Genomic DNA, 17,216 nt, shown 5'->3' on the forward strand with positions numbered 1-17,216 from the left:
TTTTAAAATTGAAAGTCTTTTAACAAACGGATATAAATATCTATTCCATCTGTGATTTCCGAAATACGGATATACTCATTTGTCGTATGAGAACGTTCGCTATCTCCTACACCCATTTTAATAGTTGGAAAAGACATAATACTTTGATCCGAAAGAGTAGGAGATCCATAAATTTTTCTCCCTATTAACTTAGCTTTTAATACAATTGGATGCGATGAATTTATGAAAGAAGAATTTGAATGAGAAGAACGTGGTTTTATTTTAGAATGAATTTTTTTTCGAATCATTTCAATCAATTCATCATTTGCATATAATTCATTGGTTCTAATATCTATGACAAAAGAGCAAGAATCTGGGATTACATTATGTTGTATCCCTCCTTGTATTTGAGTGACTGTTAATGTAGGGGGACCTAGCAATTTCGACTTTCGATCAAACTGAATATTTCTTAAACATTCTATATCTTCTGTAGCTACATAGATAGCATTCACCCCGATATCTCTTGCAGAATGTCCTGTTTTTCCTTCCGCTAGGCAATCTAAAACTATTAATCCTTTTTCTGCAATAGCTACTTGCATTTTGGTTGGTTCTCCTATTATCCCTAAATCTATTTCTCCTAATTCAGATAAAATAGATCTAACACCTAATGGTCCAGAAATTTCCTCTTCTGCTGTAATAGAAAGTAGCAATTTGTAAGGTAATACAGAAAAACTGTTTAAGTATATAAAAGTGGAAATTAATGAAACGACAGAAGCTCCCGCATCATTACTTCCTAAACCTATTAATTTATCTCCTTGTTTGATAGCCGTAAAAGGATTTGTTTTCCAGTTTTTTCCTGGTTTCACTGTATCATGATGAGAATTTAATAAAATAGTACGAATATTTTCTTTTTTAGCATCATAATTAGTATTTTCAGTCCATATATTGTTATATTTTCTTTTTATATGGAATCCATATTTAGAAAGATAGTCCTCTATCAGAAAAGATACTTTTTTCTCTTGCTTAGATACAGATGGCGTATTGATCATTTTTATAAGAAGTTGTATAGCTTCTTTTTTTAATATTTTTAAATCTACTACAGACATAAAACGGTCTTATTATTCACGTCATTTAAATAATAAGGTTGACCGATACTGACCTTAGATACTCCATTTTTTAATGCAAAAAAAGCATTTTCCAATTTCGGAATCATTCCATTTTTAATAGTATGATTTTTTTTTATTGTTTGAAATAAACGAAAATCTATTTTTTTATAATACGATTCAGCATCATGTAAATATCGTAATACTCCCTTTTTTTCAAAACAAAAATGCAGTTCTATCTCATCACCTTCTTTGGTTAATGATATGGCTATCCCTGCTGCTATAGTATCTGCATTAGTATTTAAAAGAACCCCTTTTCCATTATGAGTAATAGAACAAAATACAGGAACAATCTGTTTTTTCAAAAGAAATTTTATAAAAGAAGTGTTAACACTTCTGCTGTTGATATCACCGACGTATCCATAATCAATATCCGTGTCGGTTTTTTTTAAACGAAAGGAAGACTTTATACTATTTCCATCTGCTCCACATAATCCCAAAGCATTACAGTCAGAAGATTGCAATTTAGCTATAATGTTTTTATTTATTAAACCTGCATAGGTCATAACCACTAGATCAAGAGTTTCTTTATCCGTAATCCTTCTTCCTTGCATAAATTTTGGAGTAATTCCCATTTGATCAGCAATAAAGTTCGCCTTACTTCCTCCTCCATGAACGAATATTTTATTCCCTTGTAGTTGCAAAAATGACTCTAAAGAAGCATGAAGCCATTTTTGGTCATTAATTAAATTTCCTCCAATTTTTACTATATGGATTTTCATGATAAAGATTGTAAAATTTTCAAAAAAATTATTTGTGCAGCATAAATTCTATTTTCTGCTTGTTGCAAAACAATGGAATTTTGACTATCCAAGACGGCATCTTCCACTACCATATTTCTTCTTACAGGTAAACAGTGCATAAATTTAGCTTGATTAGTCAACTTCATTTTTTTTTCAGTAATCATCCAACTAGAACTAGAACAAAGTATTTTTCCATAATTTATATAACTGCTCCAGTTTTTTGCATAGATAAAATCTGCATTTAAAAATGCTTCATTTTGGTTATGGGTAGTATAAATTCCGTTAGAAAATTTTTTACACAAATCGTACTTTTCAGGAAAAGTAATGAGAAAATCTATTTCTTCTATTTTTGATACCCATTGAGAAAGAGAATTTGCTACGGAATGCGGTAATGGTTTTATGTGAGGTGCCCAACTTAATACCACTTTACATTTTTTTTTATCCGAAAATGGTCTTATTTCTGCGATAGTCATCACATCCGCTAACGATTGTAAAGGATGTAATGTGGCACTTTCCATGTTTATTACTGGCACTTTAGAATAATCCAAAATATTATTAAAAATTACTTCTTGATAATCCTCATCTCTGTCTAAAAGATTGGGAAAAGTTCTTACGGCTAGAATATCACAATAAGTACTCAGGACAGAAATAGCTTCTTTGATATGTTCTTGAGTATTTCTCATGACATTTCCATCATTCATTTCTATTTTCCAGGAATCTTGATGAATATCTAATACCCAAGTATTACATCCTAAGTTAAAAGCCGCTTTTTGACAACTAATCCTTGTACGTAAACTAGGATTAAAAAATACCAATCCAATTGTTTTATTTTTTCCAATATGTTGAAAACAATAAGGATCTTTCTTCAAATTAATTGCTTCTTTAATGAGATCAGACACATTGAATACATCTTCTACGCTAAAAAATTTTTTCATAAATTCATTTATTCATATTCATCCCAAGCTGTTATAAATAATTGATCCATAGATAAATGACAAAAAGCTTGTATAAAAGCCTTTGCTAAACGTGTATTAGTAAGTAGAGGAATATTAAAATCCACGGAAGAACGTCTTATAGCATAATCATTATCCAACTCGGATTTACTTAAATTTTTGGGAATATTAATAATCAGATCCAATTTTCTATCCTTTATCAAGTCAAGAACATTTGGATCTTTTCTAACATTTGGCCAATGGACTCGTATAGATGGGATCCCATAATCAGACAAAAAATTATTTGTTCCTTCTGTCGCAAATAATATATATCCTCTTTGATGCAAAAGTTTCACCATATCTAAAAGATCTAATTTCGATCCCATTGGTCCTCCTGATATAAGAATATTTTTTTTTGGAATAGTATAACCAACAGAAAGCATAGATTTTAAAAGTGCTTCATCAAAAGTATATCCTAAACATCCTACTTCCCCAGTAGAGGTCATATCTACCCCTAAAATAGGATCCGCATCTTGCAAACGGGAAAAAGAAAATTGTGAGGCTTTTATTCCTAAGAAATTTGTTGTAAAGAAATTAGGTTCCTTTTTATTCTTTTTCTTTCCAAGAAGAACTTGTGTCGCTAGTTCTATCATATTGAAATGAGATACTTTTGATACGAAAGGAAAACTCCTAGAGGCTCTCAAATTGCATTCAATTACTTTTACTTCATTATCTTTAGATAAAAATTGAATATTAAAAGGTCCAGATATATTAAAATATTTGGCGATTCTTTTAGATATACGAACTATTTCTTTTAATGTAGATAAATATAGATTGTGCGGAGGATATACTAACGTAGCATCTCCTGAATGCACTCCAGCAAACTCTACATGTTCTGATATCGCATAATATAAAATATCCCCAGTTTGAGAAACTGCATCTAATTCAATTTCTTTGGCATTTTTTATAAACTCTGTAATAACCAATGGGTGCTCTGGAGAAACCGATACTTTATCTCTAAGATAACGATGAAGTTCTTCCTGATTAGAAATCACATTCATATCCGCACCTGATAGAACATAGGAAGGTCTAACTAATATAGGATAGTCTACTTCTTCTACAAATTGATAAATTGTTTCAAAATCTGATAACTCTTTCCATTTAGGTTGCCCTATCCCTAAATGATCCATAGCATGAGAAAATTTGTATCTATTTTCCACTTCGTCTATAGAAAGTGGAGAGGTTCCTAATATCTTTACTTTGTTTTCATAAAGCTTTAAAACCAAATTATTGGGTATTTGTCCTCCCATAGACACTATGGTTCCTTTTGGTTTTTCTAAATCAATAATATCTAAAACACGTTCTAAAGTTAACTCCTCAAAATATAATCTATCACACACATCAAAATCAGTACTAACTGTTTCTGGATTGTAATTAATCATTATAGATCTATAAGATTCTTTCTTAATAGCATTTAATGCACTGACACAACACCAATCAAATTCTACACTACTTCCAATTCTATAAACTCCAGATCCTAATGTAATTACAGATTTTTCATCATTCTCGTAAAGAACGTCGTGCTGAATGGAATGATAAGTCAAATACAAATAATTTGTATATGCTGGATATTCAGAGGCTAAAGTATCAATTTGTCGAACATATGGGATGATACTTCTTTTTTTTCTATATTTTCTTATTCTTTTTTCTAGATCATAAATACTCTCATCCTTCTCTTTTTGATGAATAAAAATACTAGCTATTTGCATATCAGAAAAACCTTCTTTCTTAGCTTTACGGAATAATTCATCTGGAATATTCATCCAATTTTCATAAGAAGAAATTTCTTTTTTTGTTTGAAAAATGTTATCTAACTGGTATAAAAACCATGGATCTATTTTTGTTAAATCATGGATCTCTTTGATAGAAAGACCTTCTTCTAAAGCTTCTTCTAGAAATAGAATTCTTTGATCGGTAGGTTTTTTCAAAGCATCTTGAAGCATATGAATGGACCCTATTTTTTTTTTATTTGTATTTATAAATCCTAACATTCCAATATCTAACATACGAATACCTTTCTGTAATGCCTCCTCAAAAGATCCTCCAATAGCCATAACTTCTCCTACACTTTTCATACTACTTCCAATTATATTGGAAACCCCATAAAATTTTTTCAGATCCCACCTAGGAATTTTGCACACAACATAATCCAATGCGGGTTCAAAAAAAGCATAAGTAGTTTTAGTCACAGAATTTTTTAATTCATGTAATCCATATCCTATAGCTAATTTTGCAGAGACAAAAGCTAAAGGATAACCAGTTGCTTTAGAAGCAAGAGCGCTAGAACGAGATAAACGAGCGTTCACTTCAATAACCCTATAATCTTCCGATCTTGGATTTAAAGCAAATTGAACATTACACTCTCCTACTATCTCAAATTTTCTGGCTATCTGTAGAGATAATTGTCTTAATTTATAATATTCTGAATTTGTTAAAGTTTGCGATGGTGCTACTACAATACTTTCTCCTGTATGAATCCCTATTGGATCAAAATTTTCCATATTGCATACAGCAATACTGCTATTGTATTTATCTCTAACTATTTCATACTCTATCTCTTTCCATCCTTCTAAATACTCTTCTACAACTACTTGAGAAGAATAAGAAAAAGCCTTATTGACAATTTTTGTTAAATCATGAATATCTTTTGCAAAACCACTTCCTAAACCTCCAAGAGTGTAAGCTGATCTAATTATAACAGGAAAACCAATCTCTAAAGCATAGGATATGGCATGATCCATGGAATACACTACAAAACTTTTTGCCGTTTTTATATTCATACGGTTCAATCTATTTCGAAATAGATTTCTATCTTCACTCTGTATAATCGATTCAATAGACGTTCCTAAAACTTGAATTTCATATTTTTTTAGAATACCTTCTTTAAAAAGTTGAATTCCACAATTCAATGCCGTTTGTCCTCCAAAAGACAGCAAAATTCCTTTCGGTTTTTCCTTCTCAATAACCTTTTTTATAAAGAAAGAAGTGATAGGAAGAAAATAAACTTTATCAGCCACTTCTTTCGAAGTTTGAACAGTGGCAATATTTGGATTAATTAATATTGTATAAATACCCTCCTCTTTAAGGGCTTTTAAAGCTTGTGTCCCAGAATAATCAAATTCACCTGCTTCTCCTATCTTTAATGCTCCTGATCCCAGGATTAGTACTTTATCTATTTTCATACTTGGAAGATTCTTTTATTTTCCATAGAATTGATAAAAATATCGAACAAAAACTCAGTATCTATAGGTCCACTTGATGCTTCTGGATGAAATTGTACCGAAAAAAAAGGTTTGCAATCATGAATAATTCCTTCGCAAGTGTTATCATTTAAATTCTTAAAGAACATTTTCCACTCTTTAGAAATATTTGTAGTATCCAAAACATATCCATGGTTTTGTGATGTGATAAAATTTTGTCCTTTTTCTAGTAATACGACTGGTTGATTATGTCCTCTATGTGCATACGGAAGCTTGTAAGTATCTCCTCCTGCAGCAATCCCCAAAAGTTGATTTCCTAAACATATTCCAAATATAGGTCGTTCTTTTTTCATGGCTTGACGAAGATAGGATATGGGTTTTTCATAAATTTTTGGATTTCCAGGACCATTAGATAGCACCAACCCATCATATTCTTCCTTCGTAAAATCATAATCCCATGGAACCCTGATTATCGTACAATCTCTCCGTAAAAGACAACGCAAAATATTATTCTTTAATCCAAAATCTACAAGTAATATTTTATATTTTCCTTTTCCATATTGAATTTTATTCTGTACAGATACTTTTTCAGAAAGATTTTCCTGATTAGGATCATAAAAAGGAAGATCTTCTTTTTCCATTAAAATTTTCCCTAACATGCTTCCTCCTTTTTTTCTAAGTTTTTGTGCAATAAATCTAGTATCTACTCCATATAATCCAGGTACGCCATTTTCTTCCAACCAATCCGATAGAGAAAAGCACATATTCCAATGATACGGACGATTGGAATAATAGGAAATAATAAGTCCGGATACTTGAACCTTATCGGATTCGTATAATTCCTGTATTCCTTCATTCAAAGAGGAATATGGAACTCCATAATTTCCTATGATAGGATAAGTATAGGTCAATATTTGACCTTTGTAAGAAGGATCAGTTAAACTTTCCGTATAACCAACCATAGCTGTATTAAAAACTACTTCTCCAGAAGAAGAGACTGATGCTCCAAAATGATAAGCTGGATACTCTGTTCCATCTTCCAGTACAAGCATAGCCTTTTTTATATTATTTTTCATTTTTTATTATATATGCTAAGGCATTTTTTAGTTTTGTTATAAATAACTTAATATGATTTACGTTAATAATCAGCGGAGGGAGTAATCGTAATACATATGAATTGTTAGATGTTCCTACAAATACTTTTTCTTTGTATATTAAAATGTTTTTCAAATCATGAATAGGAAAATTAAATTCTATCCCTAACATTAATCCTCTTCCTCTTATTTTTTTGATTTGAGGAATCATACGCAATTCTTGCAACAGGATATTTCCCATTTTTTTAGCATTTTCAATTAAATTCTCTTTTTTCATAATCTCTAACACAGCAATTCCAGCAGCACAAGCTAGATGATTTCCACCAAATGTTGTACCTAACATTCCATAATAAGGAATAAATTTAGGATGTATAAGTACTCCTCCTATGGGAAATCCATTTCCCATTCCTTTAGCAATAGTAATTAAATCTGGCTTAACAGGATAAAACTGGTGAGAAAAAAAAGATCCAGTTCTTCCATATCCACTTTGAACTTCATCAACAATAAAAATTGTATCGTACTTTTTGCAAAGTTCCCAAACTTTACAAAAAAAATTTAAACCAGGATCTATAATTCCAGATATTCCTTGTATTCCTTCCGTGATTAAAGCACAAATATCTCCAGTTTTTAATTCCCTTTCTAAGAAATTAATATCCTTATAATCTATAAATATAGTTTCATGTTGAGCATCAAAAGGAGATACTATTTTGTAATTATCCGTCACAGATACACTTCCACTTGTTCTTCCATGAAAAGCTCCTTTAAAAGCAATAATTTTTTTCTTTCCTGTATGAAAAGATGCTATTTTTAAAGCATTTTCATTGGATTCAGTTCCTGAATTGCAAATAAATAACGAATAGTTTTCATATCCTGAAAGACGACCAAGTAAATTAGCAAATTTTTTCTTTTGAGAAATAAAAACACTATTCGAATAATAAGATATTTTATGAATTTGTTCTGTTAATGCTCTCACATAATATGGATGCGAATGACCAATGGAAATAACTGCATGTCCTCCATAAAAATCTAAATACATATGACCTTGTTTATCAAAAACATAAACTCCTTCTCCCTTGGTTAATTCTATATCTAAAATAGGATATACGTCAAATAACTCCATTTTTTTTTTATTAAAAACGAACGGATTTTAATCTCAAACCACAAGTTTCATCTAGATGAAACATAAGATTCATATTCTGTACAGCTTGACCGGAAGCTCCTTTTATAAGATTATCTATTACACTAATAACAATCAATTTATCCTTTTCTTTCAGAAGATGTAAAATACACTTATTGGTGTTTACTACTTGTTTTACATCTATATTTAGATCAGAAATTTCCACAAAAGGATGATTTTTATAATAATCTTTATAAATTTCCTTATTTCTTTCCAAAGACAAACTAGAATAAGTATATAAAGTAGTTATAATTCCTCTAGAAAAATTACCCCTATAAGGAATCAAATATATTTCCGATGAAAAATTATTTTGTACTTGATGAATAGTTTGTTGTATTTCTTGTAAATGCTGATGATTAAATATTTTATAAGTAGAAATGTTATTATTTCTCCAACTAAATTGGTTAGTATCACTCATCGTCTTTCCCGAACCTGTGGAACCAGTTATAGCACTAATATGAATATTTTTCTTTAATAGTTTTTCTTTAGCTAAGGGTAATAAAGCTAAAAGAATAGCTGTAGCAAAACATCCTGGATTAGCAATATTCCTAGATATTTTTATAATATCTTTCTGTAATTCCGGTAATCCATAGACAAATCTTCTTCCTAAAAAAACCGATTGATTAATAATCCTAAAATCTTGACTAAGATCAATAACTTTTATAGTTTCTAATAGATTTTTTAATTCTTTTCTAGATTGTCCATGTCCTGAACAAAGAAATACTACATCAATATCCTTGTTTAAAGAATCGGTAAACTTCATATCATCTATTTCTCCTAATAGATCTTGATGAACGGTATGAATAAATATTCCTGATTTACTGCTACTTACAACGCTATGTATCCTTACTTTTGGATGATGAACAATCAATCTCATCAATTCTCCAGCAGTATATCCAGTTCCTCCTATAATGCCTATCTTAATCATTCTTCTTTTTTATTTAAATTATGATACATTTTCATTTGATTACTCAATATTTTTGTAAATCCTTTAACATCTTCTGCTGTCCAAGCATGATTCATTTCTCCATATTGAGCCATGTTAGAATCCATTAAATCAAATTTAGATTTAATTCCAACTAAATGAAATCTATAAGGATATAGAATGATATGTACCGTCCCAGTTAATCTTTCTTGTGTACTACTTAAAAACATCTCTATATCACGCATGACAGGATCTAAATATTGTGCCTCATGAAGTAACATCCCATACCAATTTGACAATTGTTCTTTCCAATAAAGTTGCCATTTTGTAAGAATATGTTTTTCTAACAAATGATGAGCTTTAATAATGATAATGGCTGCTGAAGCTTCAAAGGCCACTCTTCCCTTAATACCTAAAATAGTATCTCCTATATGAATTCCTCTACCTATGGCAAATTCTGAGGCGATATTTTCAATTTTTATGATATTTGTTATAGCTTTCCCCTTTTCTCTGTTAACACTTACTAATTCTCCTTTTTCAAATTCTAATTCTAAATTTTCACTCTTCTTTTTCCTTAATTTTGTCGGATAAACTTCATCCGGAAAATGGTGATAAGAGGTAAGAGTTTCTTTTCCACCAATACTAGTTCCCCAAATTCCCTTATTAATAGAATATTTTGCTTGATCCCAACAAATATTATAAACTCCACTATTTCGCAAATACTCAATCTCTTCTTTTCTAGAAATTTTTAGATCTCTTATAGGAGATAAAGTTATTTTGTCTGGACAAATAATTTGAAAGGCTATATCGAATCTAATCTGATCATTTCCCGCACCAGTACTTCCATGAGCTATCGCTTTTGCCTTTATATTAGTTGCATATTGCGCAATTTTAATAGCTTGAAAAATCCTTTCTGAACTTACTGAAAGTGGATAAGTGTTATTTTTAAGAATGTTTCCAAATATAAGATATTTTATGCAATTTTGATAATATTCTTCTATCGCATCAATAGTTCTGTGTGATATAGCTCCAATATTTAAAGCTATCTCTTGAATTTTTTTTAATTCTTCTTCTTGAAATCCTCCTGTGTTAATAATTACTGTATGAACTTCATATCCTTCTTGAAGGAGGTATTTTAAACAATAAGACGTATCTAATCCTCCACTATAGGCCAAAACAATTTTATCTCCAGGAATTAAGTAATCTCTATTTTTTTGATTTTTATGGATATTTTCCTTTTCATCATATGGATTATACAAAAGTCCTGTGCAAAGACACATTTTTCTTTTGTTCCTAGTTAATATATCGAAGTTTGCACAACTTTGACATCCTTTCCAAAAATCTTCTGATTGTGGCAATTCACTAAAAGCTACAGGTTTAAACCCCAATTCCGTATTAATTCTGATCACTGGATGACTTGTTGTGATACTAAATATTTTAGAATTTGGGTACTTTTTTCTAGAAAGTTTAAATATTTCAATTTTGATAATTTTTGCCAATCCTTGTTTTCTAAATTCAGGAAAAACAATCAAACCAGAATTAACTACAAATTCTTTATTTTGATAAATTTCGAGATAACTAAAACCTGCTAATTTTCCATCAAAAAATGCAATCACCGCGTTTCCACTAATCATTTTTGATTTAATATATTCTGGATCTTTTTTAGCAATACCAGTTCCTCTAATTTTTGCTGATTCATGGATTTTTTTGCAAATTAAGGAAGCATATTTTGTATCCTTATCATGAGATACTCTAACTTTTATTTTCATCTTTGTAAAGAAACCAAAAACTCTAAAAATAAACGCGTCCTATTGATATGTCAGATGATGAATAATTCCTCATAATATTTCTTTTGTACTGTCCTTATAAGTACAAAGTTAATAAAGTCTTTTTAATAAAGTTTTAATTTAAACAAAAATCCAAACCTTTTATTTGTTCTAATTTTCTTAGAAAATTAGAGTTAATATTAACTCCATACTTTTTAGATTCTAAATTTAAAGAAATATGATCGTCCTTGTCATAAATAAAAACATAAAGTTTTTTATCTCCTATTTGTTGAGAAAATAGCCGATCTATATTATCAATGATTACCTGATTTAAATCATCTAGATCAATTTTTATTATCAATTTTTCGGCTAATCTCGTTAAAACATTTTGTAAACTTTCTATATGAACAATATGGACTTTACAGCTATTATATTTCGATTGGACAATCGAAATATATAAGTGTAATAGGCTATTATTAAATAGTAAATGTTCATATTTTAAATACTGTTGTCCATAAATACAAAATTCCTTAGAAGAATGATAATCTTCTAATAAAAAAATTCCATATTTTTTTCCACTTTTTATATAAATCTTTTTTTCTATTTTCGATAAAACACCACATGTATAAATTTCTTTTCCTATAAGCTTTTGTTCATTTTTATTTAATTGATCTAAAGATAAATTAGTAAAATATTTTCTTTCATAATAATAATCATCTAAAGGATGCGAAGATGCATAAATGCCCAACACTTCCTTTTCTTTGGATAATTTATATATATTATTCCATGGTTCACTTTTTATAATTGTGGGTTTTTCTACTTCAATTTTTTTCTTCTTTTTTATAGAAGTTTTCTCTTGTATTCTCCTTTTTTGGAATTTCGATCCAAATCGAATGATTTTCTCTAAAGTGCTTAATTTTTTTTCTTCTTCAAAATGAAAATATTGCTCTCGATGTATATGAAATTTATCTAATGATCCGGATAAAATTAAACTTTCCAAAGTCTTTTTATTCACTATACGCAAGTCAATACGTTTGACCAAATCAAAAATAGAAGTATATGGTCCGTTATTTTCTCTTTCTTGGATAATATTTTTTACTGCATTTTCTCCAACCCCTTTTATTCCTCTCATTCCGAATCTAATGCAATTATAGTTTGTGACTTTAAAAAATGCATCACTTTCATTGATATCCGGACCAATCACCGAAATTTCCATACGTTTGCACTCTTTGATAAAGTAAGTAAGCTGTTTAATATTATCCATATTGTGACTTAATACAGATGCCATATATTCAGAAGGAAAATGAGCCTTCAGATAAGCCGTTTGAAAAGCTATATAGGCATAACATGTGGCATGAGATTTGTTAAATGCATAACAAGAAAAATACTCCCAGTCCTTCCATATTTTTTCCAATATGTTTTTCGGATATCCTTTTCTCGAGGCTTGACTGATAAATTTATTTTTCATTTTATTTAATACATCTTTTTGTTTTTTCCCCATAGCCTTTCTAAGAAAATCGGTTTCCCCTTTACTAAAACCAGCTATTTTTTGAGCTATTAACATGACTTGTTCTTGATAAATGGTTATTCCATAAGTCTCTTTTAAGAATTCTTCCATTTCTGGTAAATCATATGTAATGGCTTCTTTTCCATGTTTTCTGTATATAAAATTGGTAAGATATTGTAATGGACCAGGTCTGTACAATGCGTTCATGGCTATGAGATCATCAAATTTATCCGGTTTAAGCAACCGTAAATATTTCCGCATTCCTGTAGATTCATATTGAAAAACAGCAACGGTTTCTCCTTTTTGAAAAAGAGAATAAGTCTTTGCATCTTCCAAATGAAATGAAATTTCCTCAACATGAATACGTTTTTTGATAATATTTAAAGCTTCCTTGATAATAGTAAGGGTTTTTAATCCTAGAAAATCCATTTTCAACAATCCAGCTTGTTCCACTACATGGTTGTCAAATTGCGTGATCAATAAATCAGATTCTTTTGAAATGGAAACTGGAACATATTCTTTAATATCGTGTGGACTTATAATGATTCCACAGGCATGTATTCCTGTACTTCTTATAGAACCTTCTAAAATTTTTGCCTGTTGTAATACTTTTCCTTCTAGAGTGTCTTTTCTCTCTGAAATGCTTCTCAATTTTTGAACATTCTCCATATCTTCTTTACTCATCTTTTCTAATAGATGATCTTTTTTTGACAATATGACTTTCAATGAAAGTAAATTTGGAATCATTTTTGCGATATAATCTGTTTCCTTTAATGATAAATCTAACACTCTTGCTGTATCACGAATAGCGGATTTCGCACCCATAGTCGCATACGTGATAATTTGTGCTACTTGATTCTTCCCATATTTTTGTACGACCCATTCAATAATTTTTTCACGTCCTCTATCATCAAAATCAATATCTATATCTGGTAAAGAAATCCTGTCCGGATTTAGAAATCTCTCAAATAGAAGATTGTATTTTATAGGGTCTATATCGGTAATTCCTATACAATAAGCCACCACAGATCCAGCAACGGACCCTCTTCCTGGTCCTACGGATATATTCATTTTTTTAGCTTGAGAAATAAAATTTTGAACAATTAGAAAATAACCAGGATATCCAATTTTTTCAATTGTTTTTAATTCAAAATGAATTCTTTCTTGTACCTCTGTTGTGATATGTTGATAACGTTTTTTAGCACCTTCATATGCAAGGCTTCTTAGATAAGAATTTTCCCCCCTGTGACCTCCATCTATTTTATCCATAGAATTTTCAAATGACTCTGGAATTTGGAATTTTGGAAGTAATATTTTCTGTGAAAGATGATAAGATTCTATCTTATTCACTAATTCTTCTAAAAAATCAAAAGATTCCGGAATGTCCGAAAAAATTTCTTTCATTTCTTCTGGACTTTTGAAATAAAATTCATGATTTGGGAACCCAAATCTATAACCTTTTCCCCTGCCTATAGGAGTGTTTTTTTTTTCTCCATTTTTTACGCAAAGTAAAATATCATGAGCATAAGATTCTTTTGGATCTAAATAGAAAGTATTATTTTGCACAATATATTTTACATGATATTTTTCGGAAAACTTCAGTAAAACTTTGTTTACATAATCCTCTTCTTCTAATCCATGACATAACAACTCTATGTAAAAATCTTCTTCAAAAAGTTCTTTCCACCATAAAAAAACTTTTTCTGCTTTCATTTTCCCTTTATTCAGGATCGTTTGTGGAATCTCTGCATATAAATCTCCCGTAAGAGCTATCAAATTTTTCTTATATTTTTCTATTAAATCTTTTCCAACTCTAGGAACCCCTGCATAAAGACCTTCTATGAATCCATGAGAACATAGTTTGGCTAAGTTTTGATAACCAGCTTTATTCTTAGACAAAAGAACCTGATGATAACGTTTATCCGGCTGTTCTTTGGTAAACTTTTTCTGTAAATAGAAATCCGAAATAAACACTTCACATCCTACAATTCCTTTGATGGATTTTTTTAATGAAGAATATTTTTTGTTTGCAGAATGAATAGCATTCAAAAAATGGAAAGCGCCCATCATATTTCCATAATCCGTTATCCCTACGGCAGGCATATTAAAATATATAGCTCTGTCGATCATAGATTGAATATCTATGGTAGAATAGAGAATAGAAAAAGAAGTATGATTATGAATATGAGAATATTTTTTTTTTTTCAATTCTTCATGATTAATCTTCTTCTTTTTTTTCATTTTTTTTATATATGTATATGATGGATAAGGTTTATTAAAATAAACCACAGAGGAAGAAATTGTAGAATGATGTAGTTTTCTGAACTCTAAAATTATATTTTCATCTATTTTCAGATTCTCGGATGAGATAATTCCTAAACGTAAAAGTTCTAAAAAGCAACGAGCTGTTGCTTTTACATCATTCGCGGCATTATGTGAATGGGACAATTTTGTTCCAAATAACTTGTAATATAATTCTGTTAATGTGGGCCATTTAAATTTTTTTCTTATGCCAGGCAATCTGCAATAAGAAACAGATATTTCTTTAGTATCTAAAATTTTCTTTTTATTAAAAAAAATTTGTTCTTTTTTTCTAAAAAATTCACACTCAATAACTCTTATATCAAATTCTAAATTGTGTCCAATTAAATATTGAGAATTATCAAAAGATTTCTTAAATTCTTTCAGAACGAAAATCAAATTTTCTCCATCTCTTTTCGCTATTTCATTAGTTATTCCATGAATTTTAAAAGCGTTGAAAGGAATGTCATAATGATCCGGTTTTATAATAAAATTCTTAAATTCCACTAATTTTCCTGAAAAATCGTGTATTTGCCATGCTATTTGAACAACTCTTGGCCAGTTTTCCGTGTTGGAAATAGGAAAATTAGAATTTATAGGCAAACCCGTAGTTTCGGTATCAACAATAAGATACATGTTTTTTTAACGAATTATTTTTTATGTTTATGTTTATGAACACAATGATCAATTTACATCATCATGATGGATTTGCCGTAATTATTCACAAAAAGTAATAAGGATAAAAATAAATAAACGATTGTTCGTTGTATTAGTTATTAGTGGATAGAAAAACTCATGTGATGAAAAATTATTAGTTTTGTATTATCTGTATGTATCTGTTTTTTTTATACAACAATATAATATGCTTACTAATCAATCCTAGCGCTAGTGGATAGATCCTATTATTCTCTTCATTTCATATTATATATTATATAAATCATATAAATAAGTAGTAGCAAGTATCGATATTCTTACAAAAATTAAAATATATGTCTAATCAAACCGAAGAAATTAAAAGATATACCCCGCATTCATCTGAAAATAATGAAAATATAGTCGTAGGATTAAATAATCAAAGAAAAAGTTTCGATTGGACGAAGTACGAAACTCATTTGAATAGTGAGCAACAGGAAGAAAGAAAGAAATTTGAAAAAATATATGCAGAAACTTTACCGAAAATACAAGAACTCGAAATATATCAGGGGACTATCACACATATTACGGAAAAAAATATAATTGTAGATATAGGATTTAAAGCGGAAGGAGCTATTCCTATTAGTGAGTTTCGAGAGGATTTTAATTTCAAAGTAGGGGAAAAAATGGAGGTGATGGTAGTTAAAATGGATTATAAGGGACAATGCATCCTTTCATATCAAAAAGCAAAAACTATGAGAAATTGGGAAAGAATCAATGAAGCACATGATAAAGGAGAAGTAATATTGGGTTATGTTGCGGCTAGAACTAAAGGAGGGTTAATCATAGAAATTTTTGATATTGAATGTTTTTTACCAGGCTCCCATATTAATGTGAAACCTGTTAGAGATTATGACACATATGTGGGAAAAACAATGGAAGTGAAAGTGGTCAAAATTAATCAAAAAACTAAAAACGTCGTTGTATCACATAAAGTATTGATAGAAAGGGATATAGAAGAACAAAGAAGGGAAATGATCTCTAAACTTGATAAAGGACAGGTTCTAGAGGGAAAAATTAAAAATATCCTTCCTTATGGAGCTTTCGTAGATTTAGGAGGAGTAGATGCTTTGTTACATATCACTGATATGAGTTGGCCTCACATCAATCATCCCACTGAAGTCGTTCAATTAGAACAAGAATTAAAATTTGTAGTTTTAGGTGTAGACAAGGATAAAAATAGAGTACAACTGGGATTAAAACAATTGCAACCTCATCCTTGGAACTCTTTAGATAAGAATTTAAAAGTAGGAAGTAAAGTAAAAGGAAAAGTAAGCGTTTTAGCTGATTATGGAGCTTTCGTAGAAATCATACCAGGTGTCGAAGCTTTATTACATATTAGTGAAATGTCTTGGTCTTCTGATTTATCTTCTACACAAGACTTTGTGCAAATAGGAGATGAAATCGAAGCCGTTATATTGACTATAGACCGACAAGAACGAAAAATGTCTTTAAGTGTTAAACAATTGACTCCAGATCCTTGGATCGATATTCAAAGTAAATACCCTATAGGATCAAAACATGTGGGAGTTGTTCGCAAGTTTACTAATTTTGGAATTTTTCTGGAATTAGAAAAAGGAATATCTGGAATCATTTATACGAATGATCTCTCATGGGGAAAAAAAATCAAACATCCTTATGAATTTTGCAATATCAATGATAAATTAGAAATAATC

10 protein-coding genes (1 of these 10 running past the window's edge) are annotated in these 17,216 nt (G+C 29.8%); 1 reads left to right on the forward strand and 9 read right to left on the reverse strand.

The features are described from left to right. Nucleotides 1-2: 2 nt before the first annotated feature. The 9 genes from H0H60_RS01625 to dnaE form a co-directional block, all read right to left on the reverse strand. A complete protein-coding gene (locus H0H60_RS01625) occupies nucleotides 3-1,085 on the reverse strand; it encodes a M20 family metallo-hydrolase (RefSeq protein WP_185862455.1) in 1,083 nt (360 codons plus the stop codon). Next, nucleotides 1,076-1,864, reverse strand: a complete 789-nt coding sequence (argB, locus tag H0H60_RS01630; protein WP_185862456.1) for an acetylglutamate kinase — start codon at nucleotides 1,862-1,864, stop codon at nucleotides 1,076-1,078. Before argB ends, H0H60_RS01625 begins: the two co-directional genes overlap by 10 nt. After that, nucleotides 1,861-2,820: an N-acetylornithine carbamoyltransferase gene (locus tag H0H60_RS01635; RefSeq protein ID WP_185862457.1), complete on the reverse strand. Its 960-nt coding sequence runs from the start codon at nucleotides 2,818-2,820 to the stop codon at nucleotides 1,861-1,863. The genes argB and H0H60_RS01635 overlap by 4 nt, the downstream gene beginning before the upstream one ends. Before the next feature lie 8 nt (nucleotides 2,821-2,828). Continuing rightward, nucleotides 2,829-6,059 carry a carbamoyl-phosphate synthase (glutamine-hydrolyzing) large subunit gene (gene carB, locus H0H60_RS01640; RefSeq protein WP_185862458.1) on the reverse strand — a complete coding sequence of 1,077 codons (3,231 nt, stop codon included), beginning with the start codon at nucleotides 6,057-6,059 and terminating at the stop codon, nucleotides 2,829-2,831. Beyond that, a complete protein-coding gene (gene carA, locus H0H60_RS01645) occupies nucleotides 6,056-7,153 on the reverse strand; it encodes a glutamine-hydrolyzing carbamoyl-phosphate synthase small subunit (protein ID WP_185862459.1) in 1,098 nt (365 codons plus the stop codon). Before carA ends, carB begins: the two co-directional genes overlap by 4 nt. Beyond that, nucleotides 7,143-8,291, reverse strand: coding sequence for an aspartate aminotransferase family protein (locus H0H60_RS01650; RefSeq protein ID WP_185862460.1), 1,149 nt, complete (start codon nucleotides 8,289-8,291; stop codon nucleotides 7,143-7,145). The genes carA and H0H60_RS01650 overlap by 11 nt, the downstream gene beginning before the upstream one ends. Nucleotides 8,292-8,301: 10 nt before the next feature. Continuing rightward, nucleotides 8,302-9,276 (reverse strand): N-acetyl-gamma-glutamyl-phosphate reductase, encoded by a 975-nt coding sequence (gene argC / locus H0H60_RS01655; RefSeq protein ID WP_185862461.1) that lies wholly within the window; start codon nucleotides 9,274-9,276, stop codon nucleotides 8,302-8,304. Further along, nucleotides 9,273-11,042 (reverse strand): argininosuccinate synthase domain-containing protein, encoded by a 1,770-nt coding sequence (locus H0H60_RS01660; protein WP_185862462.1) that lies wholly within the window; start codon nucleotides 11,040-11,042, stop codon nucleotides 9,273-9,275. Before H0H60_RS01660 ends, argC begins: the two co-directional genes overlap by 4 nt. 133 nt (nucleotides 11,043-11,175) lie before the next feature. Further along, nucleotides 11,176-15,483, reverse strand: coding sequence for a DNA polymerase III subunit alpha (dnaE, locus tag H0H60_RS01665; RefSeq protein WP_185862463.1), 4,308 nt, complete (start codon nucleotides 15,481-15,483; stop codon nucleotides 11,176-11,178). 353 nt (nucleotides 15,484-15,836) lie between these two features. Between dnaE and rpsA the strand changes: the two genes are divergently transcribed. After that, nucleotides 15,837-17,216, forward strand: the 5' portion of a protein-coding gene (gene rpsA / locus H0H60_RS01670; protein WP_185862464.1) for a 30S ribosomal protein S1. It continues 441 nt past the right edge of the window; 1,380 of the gene's 1,821 nt are visible here — the first part of the coding sequence; it begins with the start codon at nucleotides 15,837-15,839; its stop codon lies off the right edge, out of view.

The organism is Blattabacterium cuenoti (assembly GCF_014251735.1).
Lineage (GTDB): Bacteria > Bacteroidota > Bacteroidia > Flavobacteriales > Blattabacteriaceae > Blattabacterium > Blattabacterium cuenoti_C.

Coding starts and splice junctions, on each gene's coding strand:
- H0H60_RS01625 (WP_185862455.1), bottom strand. CDS start 1,085: ATGTCTGTAGTAGATTTAAAAATATTAAAAAAAGAAGCTATACAACTT.
- argB (WP_185862456.1), bottom strand. CDS start 1,864: ATGAAAATCCATATAGTAAAAATTGGAGGAAATTTAATTAATGACCAA.
- H0H60_RS01635 (WP_185862457.1), bottom strand. CDS start 2,820: ATGAAAAAATTTTTTAGCGTAGAAGATGTATTCAATGTGTCTGATCTC.
- carB (WP_185862458.1), bottom strand. CDS start 6,059: ATGAAAATAGATAAAGTACTAATCCTGGGATCAGGAGCATTAAAGATA.
- carA (WP_185862459.1), bottom strand. CDS start 7,153: ATGAAAAATAATATAAAAAAGGCTATGCTTGTACTGGAAGATGGAACA.
- H0H60_RS01650 (WP_185862460.1), bottom strand. CDS start 8,291: ATGGAGTTATTTGACGTATATCCTATTTTAGATATAGAATTAACCAAG.
- argC (WP_185862461.1), bottom strand. CDS start 9,276: ATGATTAAGATAGGCATTATAGGAGGAACTGGATATACTGCTGGAGAA.
- H0H60_RS01660 (WP_185862462.1), bottom strand. CDS start 11,042: ATGAAAATAAAAGTTAGAGTATCTCATGATAAGGATACAAAATATGCT.
- dnaE (WP_185862463.1), bottom strand. CDS start 15,483: ATGTATCTTATTGTTGATACCGAAACTACGGGTTTGCCTATAAATTCT.